Origin of the sequence: Reyranella aquatilis (genome assembly GCF_020880995.1) — a bacterium.
Taxonomy (GTDB): domain Bacteria; phylum Pseudomonadota; class Alphaproteobacteria; order Reyranellales; family Reyranellaceae; genus Reyranella; species Reyranella aquatilis.
In genome coordinates, this window is the sequence record NZ_JAJISD010000014.1 from 128,136 (window position 1) to 144,234 (window position 16,099).

Annotated in this window: 24 protein-coding genes; 12 read left to right on the forward strand and 12 right to left on the reverse strand. The window is 67.7% G+C overall.

The genetic code is table 11. The features are described from left to right. Positions 1 to 103: 103 nt before the first annotated feature. Both LJ725_RS25820 and LJ725_RS25825 read left to right on the forward strand, forming a co-directional pair. The gene (locus tag LJ725_RS25820) at positions 104 to 694 is read left to right on the forward strand and encodes a thermonuclease family protein (protein ID WP_230553834.1); all 591 of its coding nucleotides are present in this window, start codon (positions 104 to 106) and stop codon (positions 692 to 694) included. Positions 695 to 778: 84 nt separating this feature from the next. Beyond that, positions 779 to 1,492, forward strand: a complete 714-nt coding sequence (locus tag LJ725_RS25825) for a hypothetical protein (RefSeq protein ID WP_230553835.1) — start codon at positions 779 to 781, stop codon at positions 1,490 to 1,492. Here the strand turns inward: LJ725_RS25825 and LJ725_RS25830 are convergent. Both LJ725_RS25830 and LJ725_RS25835 read right to left on the reverse strand, forming a co-directional pair. Then, positions 1,465 to 1,809 carry a hypothetical protein gene (locus LJ725_RS25830; RefSeq protein ID WP_230553836.1) on the reverse strand — a complete coding sequence of 115 codons (345 nt, stop codon included), beginning with the start codon at positions 1,807 to 1,809 and terminating at the stop codon, positions 1,465 to 1,467. The genes LJ725_RS25825 and LJ725_RS25830 overlap by 28 nt on opposite strands. Further along, positions 1,809 to 2,003: a hypothetical protein gene (locus tag LJ725_RS25835; RefSeq protein WP_230553837.1), complete on the reverse strand. Its 195-nt coding sequence runs from the start codon at positions 2,001 to 2,003 to the stop codon at positions 1,809 to 1,811. The genes LJ725_RS25830 and LJ725_RS25835 overlap by 1 nt, the downstream gene beginning before the upstream one ends. A gap of 95 nt (positions 2,004 to 2,098) precedes the next feature. Between LJ725_RS25835 and LJ725_RS25840 the strand changes: the two genes are divergently transcribed. The 3 genes from LJ725_RS25840 (at position 2,099) to LJ725_RS25850 (ending at position 4,582) form a co-directional block, all read left to right on the forward strand. Next, the gene (locus LJ725_RS25840) at positions 2,099 to 2,857 is read left to right on the forward strand and encodes a LexA family transcriptional regulator (protein WP_230553838.1); all 759 of its coding nucleotides are present in this window, start codon (positions 2,099 to 2,101) and stop codon (positions 2,855 to 2,857) included. Between the two features lie 212 nt (positions 2,858 to 3,069). Next, positions 3,070 to 3,540 carry a hypothetical protein gene (locus LJ725_RS25845; RefSeq protein ID WP_230553894.1) on the forward strand — a complete coding sequence of 157 codons (471 nt, stop codon included), beginning with the start codon at positions 3,070 to 3,072 and terminating at the stop codon, positions 3,538 to 3,540. A gap of 343 nt (positions 3,541 to 3,883) precedes the next feature. Then, positions 3,884 to 4,582 carry a hypothetical protein gene (locus tag LJ725_RS25850; protein WP_230553839.1) on the forward strand — a complete coding sequence of 233 codons (699 nt, stop codon included), beginning with the start codon at positions 3,884 to 3,886 and terminating at the stop codon, positions 4,580 to 4,582. A 135-nt stretch (positions 4,583 to 4,717) separates the two neighbouring features. On the opposite strand, the gene LJ725_RS25855 is transcribed toward LJ725_RS25850, so the two are convergent. The 3 genes from LJ725_RS25855 to LJ725_RS25865 form a co-directional block, all read right to left on the reverse strand. Next, positions 4,718 to 4,966 (reverse strand): hypothetical protein, encoded by a 249-nt coding sequence (locus LJ725_RS25855; RefSeq protein WP_230553840.1) that lies wholly within the window; start codon positions 4,964 to 4,966, stop codon positions 4,718 to 4,720. Positions 4,967 to 5,058: 92 nt separating this feature from the next. After that, on the reverse strand, positions 5,059 to 5,991 hold the full coding sequence (locus tag LJ725_RS25860) for a DUF697 domain-containing protein (protein WP_230553841.1): 933 nt from the start codon (positions 5,989 to 5,991) through the stop codon (positions 5,059 to 5,061). Continuing rightward, a complete protein-coding gene (locus LJ725_RS25865) occupies positions 5,988 to 7,430 on the reverse strand; it encodes a YcjX family protein (protein ID WP_230553842.1) in 1,443 nt (480 codons plus the stop codon). The genes LJ725_RS25860 and LJ725_RS25865 overlap by 4 nt, the downstream gene beginning before the upstream one ends. Before the next feature lie 310 nt (positions 7,431 to 7,740). Here LJ725_RS25865 and LJ725_RS25870 point away from each other — a divergent pair, with 310 nt between their 5' ends. Further along, a complete protein-coding gene (locus LJ725_RS25870) occupies positions 7,741 to 7,956 on the forward strand; it encodes a cold-shock protein (RefSeq protein ID WP_230553843.1) in 216 nt (71 codons plus the stop codon). Positions 7,957 to 8,047: 91 nt separating this feature from the next. On the opposite strand, the gene LJ725_RS25875 is transcribed toward LJ725_RS25870, so the two are convergent. Beyond that, positions 8,048 to 8,905, reverse strand: coding sequence for a transglutaminase family protein (locus LJ725_RS25875; protein ID WP_230553844.1), 858 nt, complete (start codon positions 8,903 to 8,905; stop codon positions 8,048 to 8,050). Positions 8,906 to 9,075: 170 nt separating this feature from the next. Between LJ725_RS25875 and LJ725_RS25880 the strand changes: the two genes are divergently transcribed. Together LJ725_RS25880 and LJ725_RS25885 are read left to right on the forward strand one after the other, a co-directional pair. Further along, complete coding sequence (locus LJ725_RS25880; protein WP_230553845.1) at positions 9,076 to 9,606, forward strand: hypothetical protein; 531 nt, start codon at positions 9,076 to 9,078, stop codon at positions 9,604 to 9,606. A 26-nt stretch (positions 9,607 to 9,632) separates the two neighbouring features. Next, positions 9,633 to 10,007, forward strand: coding sequence for an ester cyclase (locus LJ725_RS25885; protein WP_230553846.1), 375 nt, complete (start codon positions 9,633 to 9,635; stop codon positions 10,005 to 10,007). A 49-nt stretch (positions 10,008 to 10,056) separates the two neighbouring features. Here LJ725_RS25885 and LJ725_RS25890 read toward each other — a convergent pair whose 3' ends face one another. Together LJ725_RS25890 and LJ725_RS25895 are read right to left on the reverse strand one after the other, a co-directional pair. Further along, on the reverse strand, positions 10,057 to 10,410 hold the full coding sequence (locus LJ725_RS25890; RefSeq protein ID WP_230553847.1) for a helix-turn-helix domain-containing protein: 354 nt from the start codon (positions 10,408 to 10,410) through the stop codon (positions 10,057 to 10,059). 9 nt (positions 10,411 to 10,419) lie between these two features. Next, positions 10,420 to 10,668 (reverse strand): type II toxin-antitoxin system RelE family toxin, encoded by a 249-nt coding sequence (locus LJ725_RS25895; RefSeq protein WP_329958394.1) that lies wholly within the window; start codon positions 10,666 to 10,668, stop codon positions 10,420 to 10,422. Between the two features lie 158 nt (positions 10,669 to 10,826). Here LJ725_RS25895 and LJ725_RS25900 point away from each other — a divergent pair, with 158 nt between their 5' ends. Genes LJ725_RS25900 through LJ725_RS25915 form a run of 4 tightly spaced genes read left to right on the forward strand, consistent with a single transcriptional unit; the run spans position 10,827 to position 13,192 of the window. Then, positions 10,827 to 11,060, forward strand: a complete 234-nt coding sequence (locus tag LJ725_RS25900; RefSeq protein WP_230553849.1) for a hypothetical protein — start codon at positions 10,827 to 10,829, stop codon at positions 11,058 to 11,060. Between the two features lie 8 nt (positions 11,061 to 11,068). Then, positions 11,069 to 11,704, forward strand: coding sequence for a hypothetical protein (locus LJ725_RS25905; protein WP_230553850.1), 636 nt, complete (start codon positions 11,069 to 11,071; stop codon positions 11,702 to 11,704). 13 nt (positions 11,705 to 11,717) lie between these two features. Further along, positions 11,718 to 12,215, forward strand: coding sequence for a hypothetical protein (locus LJ725_RS25910; RefSeq protein ID WP_230553851.1), 498 nt, complete (start codon positions 11,718 to 11,720; stop codon positions 12,213 to 12,215). 56 nt (positions 12,216 to 12,271) lie between these two features. Beyond that, a complete protein-coding gene (locus LJ725_RS25915; RefSeq protein ID WP_230553852.1) occupies positions 12,272 to 13,192 on the forward strand; it encodes a class I SAM-dependent methyltransferase in 921 nt (306 codons plus the stop codon). 45 nt (positions 13,193 to 13,237) lie between these two features. Here the strand turns inward: LJ725_RS25915 and LJ725_RS25920 are convergent, their stop codons facing one another. The 4 genes from LJ725_RS25920 to LJ725_RS25935 all read right to left on the reverse strand — a co-directional run bounded on the left by LJ725_RS25920 (position 13,238) and on the right by LJ725_RS25935 (position 16,081). Next, positions 13,238 to 13,573, reverse strand: coding sequence for an H-NS histone family protein (locus LJ725_RS25920; RefSeq protein WP_230553853.1), 336 nt, complete (start codon positions 13,571 to 13,573; stop codon positions 13,238 to 13,240). Between the two features lie 164 nt (positions 13,574 to 13,737). Further along, positions 13,738 to 14,526, reverse strand: a complete 789-nt coding sequence (locus LJ725_RS25925) for an HpcH/HpaI aldolase family protein (RefSeq protein ID WP_230553854.1) — start codon at positions 14,524 to 14,526, stop codon at positions 13,738 to 13,740. 157 nt (positions 14,527 to 14,683) lie between these two features. Beyond that, a complete protein-coding gene (locus tag LJ725_RS25930) occupies positions 14,684 to 15,649 on the reverse strand; it encodes a hydroxyacid dehydrogenase (RefSeq protein ID WP_230553855.1) in 966 nt (321 codons plus the stop codon). Between the two features lie 114 nt (positions 15,650 to 15,763). Then, positions 15,764 to 16,081 carry a DCL family protein gene (locus LJ725_RS25935; protein ID WP_329958395.1) on the reverse strand — a complete coding sequence of 106 codons (318 nt, stop codon included), beginning with the start codon at positions 16,079 to 16,081 and terminating at the stop codon, positions 15,764 to 15,766. Positions 16,082 to 16,099 lie beyond the last annotated feature (18 nt).

Here is a 16,099-nt window from a genome sequence, read left to right on the forward strand (position 1 = left end):
GCCGTGTCCGATCCGTGATCGCGATGTCGCCCCGCCTCTCTTCAGCCATGTCGATCCTCCGTGCGGCCTTGTCGTCGCCGCAAACGCACGCCACCGTCGGCGCATGAAAAGATTCGCGAAAAGATCCGGCCTGCTCCCGCTGGCGCTGCTGCTGTGCGCCGGCCCTGCGTTCGCGCAGACCAAGCCGGCGGCGCCCGCCGCCGCGCCCGCTGCACCGCCGGCTCCCGCGGCGAAGCCCGCCGCCTGCGCCAGTGCCGGCGCCCTGCCGCAGAGCTGGTCGGGCCAGGCCTATGCGATCGACGGCGAGCAGCTGGGCGGGGTCGGGCTGAAGGCGCCGCTGAAACTCTGGGGCCTGCAGGCGCCGGCGCTGCGCGACGCGGCGAAGGCGGAGACGGTCGGCGGCATGCGCGCCCGCGCCACGCTCGAGGACCTGCTGGCGCGCGCCGACCACAAGGTGAAGTGCCGCATCGCCCGCTTCGATTCCGACTGCCGCCTGGTGGCGCAATGCGCGCTCGACGAGGCGCAGCCGGTCGATCTCGGCGGCGCGATGCTGGCCTCGGGCGTGGCCTGGGGTCACGAGCTGGAGGACGCGCTGTCGTGGGAACCGCGCGCCAGCCAGCGCTACGCCGACGCCGAGTTCGAGGCCCGCAAGGCGCGCAAGGGCATGTGGCCGGTCTGGCTCGGGGAAAAGTGAGTTTGTCCCGCGCGGTGTGACGGTACCCCCCTCGACTCCGGTGCGGGGCGGTGCTTGTCTGGGCGCGGGGATTGGGGAATCCGCATGAACTTGGGAACGACCACGGCCGGGGGCGGCCGAGTCGACGATTCGGCCGTGCTGCGGCCCGACGCAACAGTTGGTCCGGCCGCCGGATGGCGCGACGGGCTGAAGCGCATCGCCGCGCCGGCGAGCCTCGGGCTCGTGGCGGGCTTCTGCCTCGCCGTCGCGACCGGCGCCACGCATGCCGGCGGCGACGTGCGCACCGCCTTCCTGCTGACCGGCGCGGCGATCCTCGTCACCGGCATCAGCGTTTTCAGCAGCTGGGCCGTGAGCCAGTGGACCGACCATGCGCGCCGCCGCCGCCGCGCCGCGGTCGCCGGCCTGCATGTCGCGCGCCTGCGCACGCTGCTGCTCGAACTGGAGACGCTGGTCGTCAATCCGCGCTTCGCCGAGGAAGCGCCGCAACCGGGCACGCCGTGCTTCGAGGCGGCGCGCAGCGTGCTGCGGCGCATCGGCGACGCGGCCGAAGTCGGCGCCGACTTCGAGGACCTGGTCGACAGTCCCGACGATCTCGACGTGCTGGAGCGCGCGCGCTGGGCGTTCCAGGCCGCCCGCACCCAGTTCCGCGTGCCCGAGGGCGCGCTGCAGGATCCGGCGGCGGCGGCCGCGTGGATCGACGCCAGCCTGCGCGGCGAGCGGGTGCGCGAGACGCTGGTGCCGCTGATCCACCATCTCGAAACGACCGAACGTCACCTCGCCGCCCGCGCCGCCGGCTGAGCGGCAGCCGCCAGCGCCGCATCGACCGCGCGCTCGACGTCGCGCTCGGCAATGCCCAGTTCGCGCGCGCGGTCGGCCAGCATGTCGCGCGTCGCCATGCGCGCGGCCCGCGCCGAGAAGTGGGCCTGGCGCTCGAAGCCGAGACAGTCGCGCGCATCCTCGACCAGCAGCGGATGCGCCGGCATGGAAGCCGGCACGGACGCAGGCGCGGGCACCCGGCTCTTGATATCGGCGCGTTCGATGTCGGTGCGCTTGATTCCGGCGCACTTGATATCGGCGCGCCTGATGCCGGGGCGCTTCATGTCGGTGCGGTGCATCACGTCCACTCCGGCGGGATCAGCGCCTCGAGCCGGGCCAGCGTGTTGGCCGTCGGGTTCCAGCCGGGCCGCGCGGCCAGCCGCAGCGTCTTTTCGTCGACGCCCGCGCGGGCGGCGACCTCGCCGCGGGGCATCCGGGTGGCGGCGAGCCAGCGGCGGACACGGGCGACGGCTTCGAGCGTGGGAGAGGTCATGACCGGCAAGCATATCCGGATTGTTTTCCGTGACAAGACGGATTCCGGAAAAAACTCCGCTCGGATTCTATTCCTGTCCGTGCCATGATGCCGGCATGGCCTTCGACGCCAATCAGCGCCGCCGCGCGCTCCGCCGCTTCATGGCGGGAGCCGGCCTCAACGTCGCCCAGTGGGAGACCCTCTCCGGCCTGGGCGACGGCACGCTGCGCAAGTTCCTGGACGATCCGACCGGCGCCAAGACGCTGACCGACAAGACCTATGCGAAGCTGGCCGCCGGCGCGGCGCGCAAGACCGGCCGGCCCGTCGGCGTCGCCGAGCTGCAGGGCGAGAGCCCCGACGAGAGCAGCGCGGGGTCCGGCGGTGTGCCCATCGGCGACATCGCGGGCAACGTCGCGCCTGCCTTCGACGCGCCGGCGCGGCCGATGATCGGCCACATGCTGCAGGACGTGCCGCTCTACGGCACCGCGATGGGCGGCGACGGCAACGGCGAGTTCGAGATGAACGGCACCGTGATCGACCATGTCGCGCGCCCACCGGGCATCCTGGGCCGCGGCGACGTCTTCGCGCTGAACGTGGTGGGCGATTCGATGTGGCCGTGGCGCAAGCCCAACAGCCTGATCTACGTCGAGCGCGACCGCGCCCCCAGCGTCAACGACCATGTCGTGGTCGAGTTCAGGCCGATTGCGGGCTCCAGCGTGCGCCAGACCGTGGTGAAGCTGCTGGTCGGCATCTCGCTGAAGACCCTCAAGCTCGCGCAATACCGCCCGGCCAAGGAATTCGACGTCGACCGCAAGACCGTCTTCCGCGTCTACCGCGTGCTGGAGTGGGACGAACTCATGAAGGGTGGTCGTTAGCCGCGCGAAGCGCGGCCAACGACGGGGAGCGTCGGTAGGGCTGAGCGAAGCTCAGCCCCGTGAGCGTCAGGACATTGCGCAGCAATGTCCGGGAGCGCCGGTGAAAGACCGATCACTCCCGGCCCTCATGCTATTGAGTTGGCCGGAACCAGTTCCGGACTTTTATCCGGCTCTCCCTTGCCAAATCCGGACCTTGATCCGATACTGTCCGCATGCCCGACAGTCTCGCCCGCCCCGCCACGGAGACCGTCGCCGACCTCATCCGCCGCCACCGCCGTCCCCTCCCCGCGCCCGCCTTCGCGACCGGCGCCCACGATCCCGCCGCCGCCGGGAGAAACTGGCGCGCGAGAGCCGTCGCCGCCTGCCACGCCGAGATCGCCCACCGCAGCCGCGACTTCGCCCGCGTCGAACGCACCCTCGGCCTCACCTTCGACCGCTGGCTCGAACCCGACTGCGAACAACTGGGCCAGTTCCCCCACGAAGCCCACGCCGCCGCCGCCCTGGTCTGGCTCTCCCATCTGCAGACGCACGAAAGCGAAAAGCGCACGCCATGGAACGGCGTCCCTTTCAGATCCTGGCCCGAACCCGATCGCACCCGATGGCTCGCCAAGCGCCGCGATCTATGGCGCGGCTTCGTGCGACAGGTCGAACATTACCGATGTGGCAAGGCCACCGGCTGCTAGAGAAAACCCATAGTCTTCAGTAGTTGCGGACTTACTTGGAATATCTCCAAAAACTTGCTGAAATGGAAGTAACGAAAATCGCGCCGCTCTCGACAGTATACATACGGTCGTGTTCCTAGGTTTTGCTTTCACCCTCGGAATGTACGGCTGCTGCAGATGATCGTGCCCAAAAAGCGAAGCAGCGCGATGGCGACGACTTACAAAGTGCCTGGACGTTCGTGGGTTCGCCTCGGGAAAGACGATGGAACCTTCCACAGTGCCATCGGATTGCTTGCCTGAAATGGAACGACACTCGTTTCAGCTGCTAAATTCCTCTAGGCTAAATACGACGAGGTCTGGATTCGTGACTGAACCACAACTCATGATCATCCAAGAGAAACCGACTGACGTGCTCCATCTGAGCGAAGGTCGAACGATGTCTCGCGCTCTATCTGATCAATTTAAAAGGCAAAAGCAGCTCTATTGCGCGGCGGCTCTTTGGCCACTGGTGTTGCCTTTATTCTATGCCTGCATACCGACACCGGCTCTGATAGTTCTAGGCGCGTCGATCAATGATCTTTTCTGGTCGCACTTCAAATCCATCTCATTTGAATCATGTGGCACGAAGTGTTCGCTTGTCGCGTTTAACGTGATCGCAGTTGGCCTAGCTTACGTGGGCGCCGTTGTATTTGGCATTCTCTCTGCTATCGCAACAGTCCAACTCAAAAGTGCCCAGCTAGAAGCGCTGAGTCGTGGATTGGCGCCGTTGGGCAAGATGCCAGACGGAACGCCAAAGCCACTTCCAACTGGCGGAGGTGTAGTCTTCATGGACATCATTGCCATGATGTTGAGCGGCGCAATTCTCTTTATGTTTCTATATGCGCTTTATGAGATCGGTGGATCTGACCGAACTACTCATGCCAAAACGGGTAGAGAATACTCTCCGATCCTTGTCAGCGTTCTCGCGACATTCCTCATAAGCATAGTTCAGTGTTGCTCCGCCGTGGCGATAAGTGCGGCAACTCTCGTCGCGTTAGATGTAAAGAACATCCTCAAGATCTAACTGTGGGATTCTAATATGTCAGACCCTGTTGAGATTCCATCATCGATCAAGAACGCGCTGGACGTTCATTTTAAGGATTTCCATTCGCGGACTCGCGCGCAGGGTGCTGTAAATGGATCAAGTATCTACAGCACTTTACCCAGTCGGGCCGACGACCTCGCATAGTTGATCGTGGCAGTGGCGCGCCGTTGGCGGCAGCAGCATCTCGGAATAGAGGCTGTGAGCCTCCACGAAACCGAAAGTGAAGGTTCGGCGGAAGGTGCCGGCCGTCCGGTAGTATTGGACGCTGGCGATCAGATCCATGTCACGGAACTCGATCTTAAGCTCGTCGCAATGCCCGTACATCGTGTCGAGCTTGAGGATGGGTTTGAATTCCACGGACATCGCGCGCCTCCACTCGCACGATATCGCGGGGGGCGATGAAGTCCACGCGCATCGGGTGACGCGAGCCGTTCCTCTCCTGGCCCAAACGCCCCTCACCTGACCACCGGCAGCGGCCGGATCTCCGCCTTCGCGAGCACGCCCAGCGCGAACAGGCGGCGGGCGACGACCAGGGCTTCGCCGGCGGTGCCGACGACGGCGGTGGCGATGCGGTCGTGGGTGGCCTTCATCGCGAACTCCACGACGCTGCTCATGACGGCGGTCGAGGAGGCCGAGAACAGGACGTGCGAGACGATGCGCCAGACGGCGCGCGCGCTGTGGCGCAGGCCGTAGATCTGCATCAGGTCCTTCACCAGCGCGAGGCCGACGCCCACCACCACCACCGCGTCGAGCGCGGGATGCGGGCAGGCCGCGACGCCCAGGCTGGCGCGAAGGGCAGCGCGCTGGATGCGCTCGTCGGCCAGGCGGTCCATCGGCACGAAGATCTCGCGGTTCAGGAGATCGATCACGTCGGCGTCGGTGTGCTGCGGCTGCAGCGCGGCGGACACGCCGTCGAGCTTGCCCAGCACCGCCGGGTTGCCGGCATAGAGAGCCTTCAGCACGCCGATCAGCCGGCCACCGCTGCCGACGCCGCCCAGCCGCGTCAGATGCTCGGCGAGCTCGCGCGCCCGCTCCGCCGACTTCAGCCGCGCGTAGGCGCGGGCCTGGCCAGCCAGCAGCCACAGCGTCGAGCCCAGCAGCGCCACCAGCACGGCGAACTGCGCGAAGTCGAGCAGGCTGCCGCGCTCGATCGCGCCGCGCAGCAGCGAGACCGCGCCGTCGATCACCCACAGCAGCAGCAGGAGCGCGCCCGAGCCGAGTGCCAGCTTCGCGGGCCAGCGCATCGCGGGCGGGTGCGTGGTCACCTCGGGCAGCGGCGCGTCGACCGACGGCGCCTCCGCGGGCGGCAGCTCGCCCGGCCGGAACTCCATGTCGACGAGGCGGCGGGGCCGGGGGACGGAAGCGTCCGTGGTGGGCGTGATGCTCATGGGCCTGTCCGGGCGAGGAGGAACTGGAGGACCTTGTCGAGATTGACGTGCGGCAGCGGCCGGTCGGCGAAGCCGGGGCCGAGGCGCGGCGGCTCGAAGCGGCGGATGTTGAAGCCGGTCTCGTCCCACTGGTCGGCGGCGGGGATCGTGCCGGGGATCACGCCGGGCTGGATGTCCAGCACCTCGGCGCGCCCGGCCGGGATGCCGCGCAGGAAGGGCGTGGCGAGATCGTTCACCTTGAGCTTGAGATCGGTCGTCGCCTTCACCGAGGCCACGGCCAGCAGGCCCGACTGGCGCGCGGTCGCGAGCAGGAACGGCTCGCCCACCATGTCGCGCAGCAGGTTGACCAGGTTGGCATGCTGGTCGGCGGTGACGTGGTCGGCCTTGGTCGCGACCAGCGCCAGCCGCTCGACCTTGGCCATCGGCAGCAGCCTGAGCAGCGGATGCTTCAGCTCCTCGAAGGCGTCGCTGATGCTGCGGATGGCGAGGCCGAGATCGGCGAAGGGCTCGCGGCCCTGCTGCAGCGCCGACAGGAGATCGACCAGCAGCACCTGCTTGCCGAGGCGGCCAAAGACGTCGCCGTAGAACTGGCGCACCTGCTTCAGATAGGCGGCGTGGCGGGCGAGCAGCGCCGCGCCCATAGTGCCGCGCTTTGCCGCGCCGATGCCCGCTCCAAAATTCGCGCCCAGGCCCGCGCGCACGGTCGAGAGCGGGAAGAACGACGCGTGCGGATCGACCGTATCGCCCTCCATCGCGAAGCGCCCGGGCTGCACGAAGCAGAGGCCGCGCTCCTGCCGGCAGCGCACCAGATAGTCGCGGTAGAGGCCGGCGATACGCGCCAGTTCCGCCGGGTTCTCGGGTGCCTCCGCATCGAGGCCGCGCACCGCGTCGAGCCACGGCGCCGCGAGATCGCGCCGGCCCGCGCTGTGGGCCAGCTCCTCCATCTGCCGCGACCAGTCGCGGAACGACTGGCCGAGCATCGGCAGGTCGAGCAGCCATTCACCGGGATAGTCGATGAGATCGAGATCGGTCGTGACGGTGGACGAGACGACCGAGCGCAGCAGGCCGACATCGTCGTGGCGGATGCGCACGCGCAGGCCGCTGAGGCCGGTGGTCGGCGCGGGCCAGGCGGGCGTGTCGCCGAGCAGTTGCGCCAGGCGCTCCTCGAAGGGAAAGCGCGGCACGCCGGGGATCTCCAGCAGCTCGACGCTGCGCACATGCTCGCGCCAGGGAAAGAACGGGAAGGCCGTCATCGGCGCGCGCGCCGCCGTCATCAGCGCGTGGGCGAACGCGGTGATGAACACGGTCTTGCCCGAACGCTGCAGCCCGGTGACGGCGATGCGATGCCGCCGGTGCGACAGCGGCGTGGCATCCAGCGCCGCGCCCACGCTCTCCAGCGCGGCATCGGCCACGGTCTTCAGACGCGAAAGCGGAGTCACGAAATCATGCCCATCGAGGTTCGGCCAGCCCGGCCGCCGATGTGGGAAGCCACCGTGTCGGAAAGATGGCGGCGCGGACGGCGTTGCGGAGGCGGAGGCATTCTGCGACCGCCGCTTGTAATCGGCGCCGGATGCGGGCATACATCCGCCGTCGAAAGACGGACATCTGATTTTGGTCCGCGTTTCCGGTGAGAGTCCGGCAGCCCGCTCCACCGCGTTTGATCCTGAAAAATCGCAAGTTCGACACTCCAACCACGCCTGCCCGCAGGCGCGGCCGGAGCGCATTTCTATTGTAGTGAAAGGGTCTCCCATGACGACGGGAACCGTGAAGTGGTTTAACGCCCAAAAGGGCTTCGGATTCATCCAGCCGGACCAGGGCGGCGCCGATGCCTTCGTGCATATCAGCGCCGTCGAGCGCTCCGGCCTCGGCATGCTGAACGAGGGCCAGAAGGTCTCGTTCGAGCTGGTCGCCGACCGCCGCAGCGGCAAGATGTCGGCCGAGAATCTGCGCAACGTCGAGGAGTAATCCTCCCGGGGGGAGCCGCCCTCGCGGGCGCTTCCCCGACGTCTGCCAGCCCGTTCCCTTCCTCGCGAAGGGAGCGGGCTTTTTCTTGTGTTCAGACCGGCGTAACGGCGACCTCGACCCACAGGCCGCGATAGGCGTTGCCCGCGCCGGTGAAGGCGCCCGAGACCGGCGTCACCTGCCAGATCTCGCGCGCCACCGCGACCGGGATGAGGTTGCGCCCGCCGACGCTGCGGTTGGTCGGATCGAAGGTGATCCAGCCCGCGCCCGGCACATAGACTTCCGCCCAGGCGTGGGTCGATTCCATCTCCGACGCCAGCCGCTCGGGCCGGTGCAGATAGCCCGAGCAGAGGCGCGCGCCGAAGCGCAGGCAGCGCGCCGCCTCGACGAACAGCACCGCGAGGTCGCGGCACGAGCCCAGGCCGCGCGCCAGCGTCTCGAGCGGCGCCTGAGTGCCCTCGCTCTCGCGGCTCTCGTAGCCCACGCGCGCCGCCACGCCCGCGCTCAGGTCCTTGAGCAGCGACAGCGTGTCGGTCGGCCGGCTGCGCACGAAGCCCTCGGCCCAGGCGAGCAGCCGGCGCTCGGGATCGAGATATTGCGGCACCACCAGCGCGCCGAGATCGCGCCAGTCGGCGTCGGTATAGGCGAAGGGATAGGCCGCGGCGGCGACGGCGATGTCGAAGACCGGCCAGGGATCGGCGCCCAGCACCAGCTCGGCCTCGCTGTCGACCACCAGCCGGTCGGTCATGCCCACGAACGACGCGGTCGCCACGGCATTGCCGAATACGTCGTGCGCCCAGGTCACGGCGGCGTCGGGCGACACCGTCACGGCGTGCGATACCAGACGCAGCTCGCGGCTCTCGCGCGGCCGCAGCATCAGCCGGTGCGGCCCGAGCTGCACCGGCGAATGATAGAGATAGGTGGTGCGGTGGCGGATCCTGAGCGTGAGCATGCGGTCTCCACCGTCGGCGCGCGGGGGGCGTGTCCCGGCCGCACGGGCATCGCAGGCGCGGCACGACTTGGCAACCGGCATCGAAGCCGCCATCTCACTGGTCAAGCGAGGGCAATGCCGCCATGGTCCTCGGCCCGTGCCCCAAGGCAAGGATGCCCCGGAGAATCCCCATGACCCTGCGTCCGGAATATTCCCTGGGCCATTCGGCCTACAACGATTTCCTGTTCGGCCCGCTCGGCAGCGACGCGTCGGGCATCGACCTCACCGTGCTCTCGGCGCTGACGCGCCTCGATCTCGATCCGTGGCAGGAGGCGGCGCGCCTGGCCGCACTGCCGCGCGAGGAAGCGGTCGAGGCGCTGGCCCGCCACATCGCGCGCCTGCCCGGCCATCCCTGGACCGCGATCGAGGTGGTGAAGATGGCCGCCCGCCTGATCGCGCTGTTGCCCAAGGGCGCCGTCGCCGCGATCCCGCAGACCAGGGAGATGCGCGAGGCCGCCCGCGCCGCGGCCGCCGGCACGTCATGGTCATCGACTTCCGCATCGACATCGGCCTCGACCAGGCCGCGCGCCGGCCTCTCCACCTGGCTCGCCTGGGCCGCACTCGCGGTCGCGCTCTGCGTGCTGATCCTGCAGTTCATGCCGGACGGTACGCTCGGTTCATCCGATCGCCGCAGCCCGGAACGCCCCACCCGCGCGGCGTGACGAAGACGAAGACGACGGAGATCGCCATGTCCGGGACGGTTCGCGAGTTCGCCCTGCGCCTGATGCAGGAAGTGTGGATGCCGTTCGACCACACCGCCGTGCCGCGCTTCTATCACCCCGACGCGATCGGCCATCATCGCGCTCAGGTGCTGACGCTCGACGATGTGGTCAACCGCCTGCGCTGGGATGTGGGGAATTTCGCGGATCCGGTCTACGACATTCGTGACATCGTCGCCGACACGGACCGCTTCGCGATCCGCTTCCTCTATAGCTGCACGCTGATCGCCAGTGGCGAACGCTTCGTCACCGAGGTGAATTACTTCTATCGCCTGCGCGAGGGCCGCATCGCCGAGTTCTGGCTGCTGAGCGACACCGACTTCGACTACCGCCAGCACCCGTAGCGTTCGGCGGCGACGGTCCCGCCTTGCGCTGCAGTGCGCCCCGTGACGCTCACACCAGATCGTCGAGATCGACCTTCAGCGCCTCGGCGATCTTCTTCATCACCGACACGCTGCCGTCCTTCCGGCCGCTCTCGATCTCGGAGATGAAAGGCGCACTGACGCCGGCGGCGGCTGCTAGATCGCGTCCCGACAGGCCGCGATGGCTGCGCCAGACCTTGACCTTGTTCTCCCCGGCGATGAGACGGCGCACGATCGCCGCCGGAACGACCTCTTCTTCACCCGACGCAAGGGCCTGCCTGATTCTGTTCGCCCGGGCGATGTCGGCCTGGTCGACGAGGCGTTCGTAATCGGCGAGCGGCAGGATGACGAGGCTCTCGCCGTTTGGAGTGGTGATGATCTGCACGCTCGCCTCCTACTTGTAGATGTCGCCGCGAGAACCGATTTCGAGAACCAGGAGCACGTTGCCCTGATCGTCCATGATGACGCGCCAGTCGCCAACGCGGAGCCGGATATACGGCGACCCCGCCAATGCTTTCACATTATTCGCCTGGCTGCGGGGATCGGCAGCGAACTGCTCGATCTTATCCATGATCCGCGCGGCCAGCTTGGGCTGCAGACGGCTCAGGACCTTCGATGCCGACTTGGTGTAGGTGACCGTCACCACGGCTCATATTAGCTAATAGCTAACTAAATACAAGCCCTTTCAAGGCCCGGAAAACCCATATCTGGCGTGCTTTCATGGCTTTCACGCCCCACATTCCGTGGCTTGTTGTTCCTGTTTTGTTCCTATACGAGTCGCCTCCGGCAAGGAGGTGACGGATGGTTGGACTGACGCTTCATGACGTCGCCACGGGCACGCGGCCCGTCGGCATCGAATGCGAACGCTGCATTCGCCGCGTGGTCGTCACGGCGGCGGCGCTCAGGGCACGGCCGGGCGACCGGCGCACGCTCGAACAGGCGGGCGTGGTGTGCGGCAAGTGCGGCTCGCGCGCCTTCGCCGTCACGCGCTTCCTGTCGGAGGCACAGGTGCGCTCCTTCATCCGGGCCCGGTGAGGCGCGCCATGACCGACACCCCGGCGCCTCCCCCGTTCGTTCGCCCGCCCGCCCCGAAGCGCGGCCGCATCCCGCGCGACCAGGATCCGACCGCGCGCGGCTATCTCGTCAACGCCGCAGACATCGAGCGCGTCTATCCGCATGCCACGCAGGTCATCCAGCGCGGCCACTGGCTCACCTACGAGCAGGCCGAGGTGAACGTGACGCTGCAGAAGCTGGGCGAGTATCGCCTCAACAACTTCAACGGCATAACCACCATCCGCTTCCTCGAGCCCGAGCCCGCTTCCCTGTTCGCCGAGCATGCGCTGGCCAACGGGCTGCACCGGCTGCGCGCCAACAGCAACAAGGGCGCCACGCGCGAGGAGGTGGCGATCGAATGGGAACGGCGCGAGGCCGAGCGCGAGGAGATCCTCGCCTGGGGCCGCACCACCGGCATGCTGCGCGAGGTCGTGCAGCATTACCGCTTCGAGCGCAGCACCGGCGCCTGGTCCTACACCGCCCATCTCTCGGCCGGGCGACTGATCGAGAAGACGCATCCGACCGTGGCCGATCCCGTGAACTACGCCGGCGTGATGATCGTGTGGGCCGAGAAGGAACACCGCGCCTGGTTCTGGAACGGCTGCCGCGGCAACCATCACCTGTGAAAGCGAGAGAGCCATGTCCGTCCTTCCCCTGCTGCAGCCGCTCGCGGTTCCCCGCGACGCACATCGACCCGACGAACATCGACCCGACGAACACAGGCGCGGTGGGCCGCCACGCACGGCGACCGATCCCGACGCCCTCGATTCCTACGAGATCGAGGCCGACCTGATCCTGCGCGCGGTGGAACTCGCCTCCGAGCAGACCTACGGTTTCGGCGTCGAGGATCTCGAACGGGTCGAGGCCTACTGGTCGCAGCTCGAGGTCGAGCTGTCGTTCCTCGGCTGCGTCGTCAGCCTCACCGACGGCCGCCGCTTCCACCTGCTCTACATCTGCGGCGAGGAGCCCGAGGACGAGCCGGGCGATGCGCTGCCCGGCCCCGAGACGGTGCAGGTCACGCAGATGATGACGACCGAGGACCTGCCGCCGCAGGAGGAGCCGCCGTGGATCCACGACGTCGCCGACATCAACGCCTGGCTTCGCCTGCCGCCGCCGGACGCGCCGCGCGGCGCCTGAGGCGCACCGCGCCGCGGACTTGCGCCGATGCCGCGGCTCGCCCACAAGCTTGGCCCATGCCCAAGCATTCGTCGCCCAAGCATTCGTCGCCCAAGCATTCGTCCCGGCAGCGGCCCGCGAACCCGTCCGCGTCCCGCGAACGTCCCGACGTGATCGCCGCGCAGAAGGTGCTGGCCGAGATCTGGCCGGGCGGCGCGCGCGCGAGCTCGGTGGAACTCCTGAAGGCACTGCACGTGCTGACGCGCGACGGCGGGCTCAACCTCGATTCGCGGCGCAAGCTGAAGCAGGTGCTGCACCTGGTGCAGCTGCTGCGGCCCTCGCTCGACGCGCTGCTGGCCGAGCGGCCGGACGCGATCCTCGCCGATCTCGGGGCCGGCAAATCCTATCTCGGCTTCCTGCTCTACGATCTCGTCGTCGGCCCGGCCGGCCACGGCTCGCTGGTGGGCGTCGAGGTGCGCGCCGAGCTGGTCGAGCGCGCCGAGGCGCTCGCGAAAGCGTGCGGCTTCGACCGACTGTCGTTCGTGGCGGGCGGGATCGCCGACACCGCCCTGCCCGGCGGCCGCGCCGACATGGTGACGGCGCTGCATGCCTGCGACACCGCCACCGACGACGCGATCCGCTTCGCGCTGCGCCACCAGGCCAAGGTGATCGCGCTGATCCCCTGCTGCCAGGCCGAGGTCGCGTCGCTGCTGGAGGGCGCGAAGCCCGCGCCGATCGACCAGCTGTGGCGCCATCCGATGCACCGCCGCGAGTTCGGCGCGCATGCGACCAACGTGCTGCGCGGCCTGGTGCTGGAGGCGCACGGCTACAAGGTGCGTGTCACCGAGTTCACCGGCCTCGAACATTCGCTGAAGAACGAGCTGATCCTGGCAACGCGCCACCAGCAGTCCAACCCGCTCGCCCGCCGCAAGCTCGACCAGCTGGTCGAGCAGCTCGGCGTCCGCCCGCGCCTGCTCGACGTGATGGACGCCGCCTAGCTCTTCCACCTCCCCCGTCAAACGGGGGAGGACCATGAAAGCGTTCTACTTCGAGGGCGCGACGGCGAAGTCCTCGAGCTTCTTGCGGCCGCCCTTCAGCGCGGCGACCAGCCAGCGCGGACGGTTGCCGCGGCCGGCCCAGACTTCGTCGGCGTTCTCCGGATTGCGATACTTCGGCTCGATCTTGCGGCCCTTGCCGGTGCCGGCGCGCGGACCGCGCTTGCCGCGGGACGGCGCACCGCCCAGGCCGATCGCATCGAGACGCTCGAGCGACGCGGTGAGCCGCTTGCGCTCCTTCTCGACGCGCGCCGCGATGGCCGCCTCGACCTTCGCCTTGAGGGCCAGCAGCTCGTCGAAGTCCATCGAGTCCAGTCGCTTCATTTCAATACACCGGTTTGTTGGAGGGAAAGCCCCGCGCAATTTCGTCTAGTGAGGAAACACGGCGCGTGCAAGCCTATCCATACCGCTTTACGACAGAGGGTATGCAGAAAGCCTATCGCAAAGGCTTTCGAAAAGCCTCTGCGATGCAAGCCGACGAAGCTTGCCTAAGCCTTTCCCGCGGCCGCGATCATCTCGCGGCGAGCCTTCGCGCCGTCCATGACGAAGGAGACGTCGGCGCCGCCCAGCAGGAACTGGACGCCGTGCTTCAGGAACTTCTCGATCAGCTCCTTCGAATAGACGCCGCCCATGCCGAAGAACTTGCCGCTGGCCTTGCAGGCCGCACCGACGGTCGCATAGGCCGCCGCGATGTCGGCGTGACCCTGATTGCCGGGAATGCCGAAGTCGGCGGTGAGGTCGGAGGTGCCGATCATCAGCGCGTCGACGCCCGGGACAGCGGCAATGGCGGCGGCGTTGGCGACGGCGGTGCGCGTCTCGATCATCACGATGGTCAGCGTCTCGGCGTTGAGCTGGGCCAGCGACTGCGGATCGCCGCTGCGCTGGAACTCGGCCTGGGCGAGCGGGCTGGTGAGCGAGCGCGTGCCCATCGGCGGATACTTGGTGGCGGCGGCGGCGAGCGTCGCCTGCTCGACCGTGTCGACATGCGGGAAGACGATGCCCTGGGCGCCGGCATCGAGCAGGCGCGCGGCCTGGTAGAACTGGTCCATGCCGACGCGGGCGATCGGCGTCACGCCGGTGGCGAGCGCGGTGATCGACATCTGCCCCGCGAGGTCCTCGCTCAGCGTCGAATGCTCGAGATCGAGGAACATCCATTCGAAGCCCGCGAACTTCGCGATCTCGGCGGCATCGACGCTGCGCCAGCGGTTGACGTTGAAACTGGCGACCGTGCGGCCGCTCTGCATCGCGGCCTTCATGACGTTCTGGCGGATGGCCATCTGGCAGTTCCTCTCTGTCCCTTTAAGTCTGCTTTCATACTCCTCTCCCCCACTCGGGGGAGAGGCTGGGTGAGGGGGTTACGCACGCACGCCCTCGACTCCCCCCCCTCACCTAACCTCTCCCCCTGACGGGGGAGAGGAACATGATGACTGATCCTCACCCCACGACGCAGCGCGCCGGCGGCGCCTGGCCGTCGAGGATACAGAAGATGTTCTCGACCGCCTGCACCGCGACCCTCTCCATCGACTGGCGCGTCGAGCCGCCGATATGCGGCGTGAAGATCACGTTCTTCTGCTTCCACAGCGGATGGTCGGCGGCGGGCGGCTCGACCACGAAGGTGTCGAGCGCCGCACCGGCGAGATGGCCGCTCTCCAGCGCCGCCACCAGCGCCACGTCGTCGACCAGCGGCCCGCGCCCGGCATTCACCAGGAACGAGCCCTTCGGCATGCGCGCCAGCGCCGCCGCATCGATCATGCGGTCGGTCTCCTGGGTCAGCGGGCAATGCAGGGTCACGATGTCGGCCCAGGCCAGAAGCTCGTCGAAGGCGTGGAAACGCCCGACACCCTCGGGGACCGCCTCGGGCGCGAGATACGGATCGTAGATGCGGAGATCGAGCCCGAACGGCCGGCAGAGCGCCACCAGCGAGGAGCCGACGGCGCCGCAGCCGACGATGCCGAGCTTAGAGCCCGAGAGCTCGCGACCCGCGAAGGCCGACTGCGCCCACCTGCCCTCGCGCAGCGCCACGTCGAGCGGCCGCACATAGCGCAGCAGCGAGATCGTCATGGCGAGCGCCAGCTCGGCCACCGAGCGGGCATTGGCGCCGTGCGCGCGCAGCACCGCGATGCCGCGCGCTTTGGCGGCCGCCACGTCGATATTGTCGTAGCCGACACCGTGCTTGGAGACGACGCACAGGTCGGGCGCCGCGTCATAGACGGCGGGCGTGATCTTCGTGGAGCGCACCAGGATCCCGTGCGTCGGCGCCTCGGAGACGGCGGCGATCATCTCGGCCTCCGACGCGTGCGTGCCCAGCTGCCGCACATCGGCCCCGCGCGCCTCCAGCAACGCCATCGCCGCCGGCGCCAGCACGTCCGAATTCACGATGATCCGCGGCCCGTTCTTCATTGGCGCTCCTTCTCCCGACGCGATGTGAGGGTGGTGTTTAGCGGGATCGAGGCGGTGGGGCGAGTGGGTGGGTTGTGGGAGTCAGCGCGGAGCGGAAGAAAAATGGCACGTCCGCTAGCGTGATCTGCCTCTAACTTTCTCATAGATACAAGCGTTTATGGAGAAATCTTCCGTCGACCCGTCTGTACGATTGACCCAGAAGCACTTTGTTCCAAAGTCGGCGCCTCGGACGCTGAAATTCTTGATTCCAACTCCTATCTTGGCGCTCGCTTCTGGATGACGACGAAGCGCCGCTTCCAAGACGACTGCGTCATCCGAGCTGACACCATCGCCAACGTCATACCTTCCAAGCATCTCTCTTAGATGCTTAGCTGCATCCCCCTTCTTGCTAAAACTAAGTGGACCAAGATCCACAGGATGGCCTCGCCGCATACTACCCCCTTATCTAGT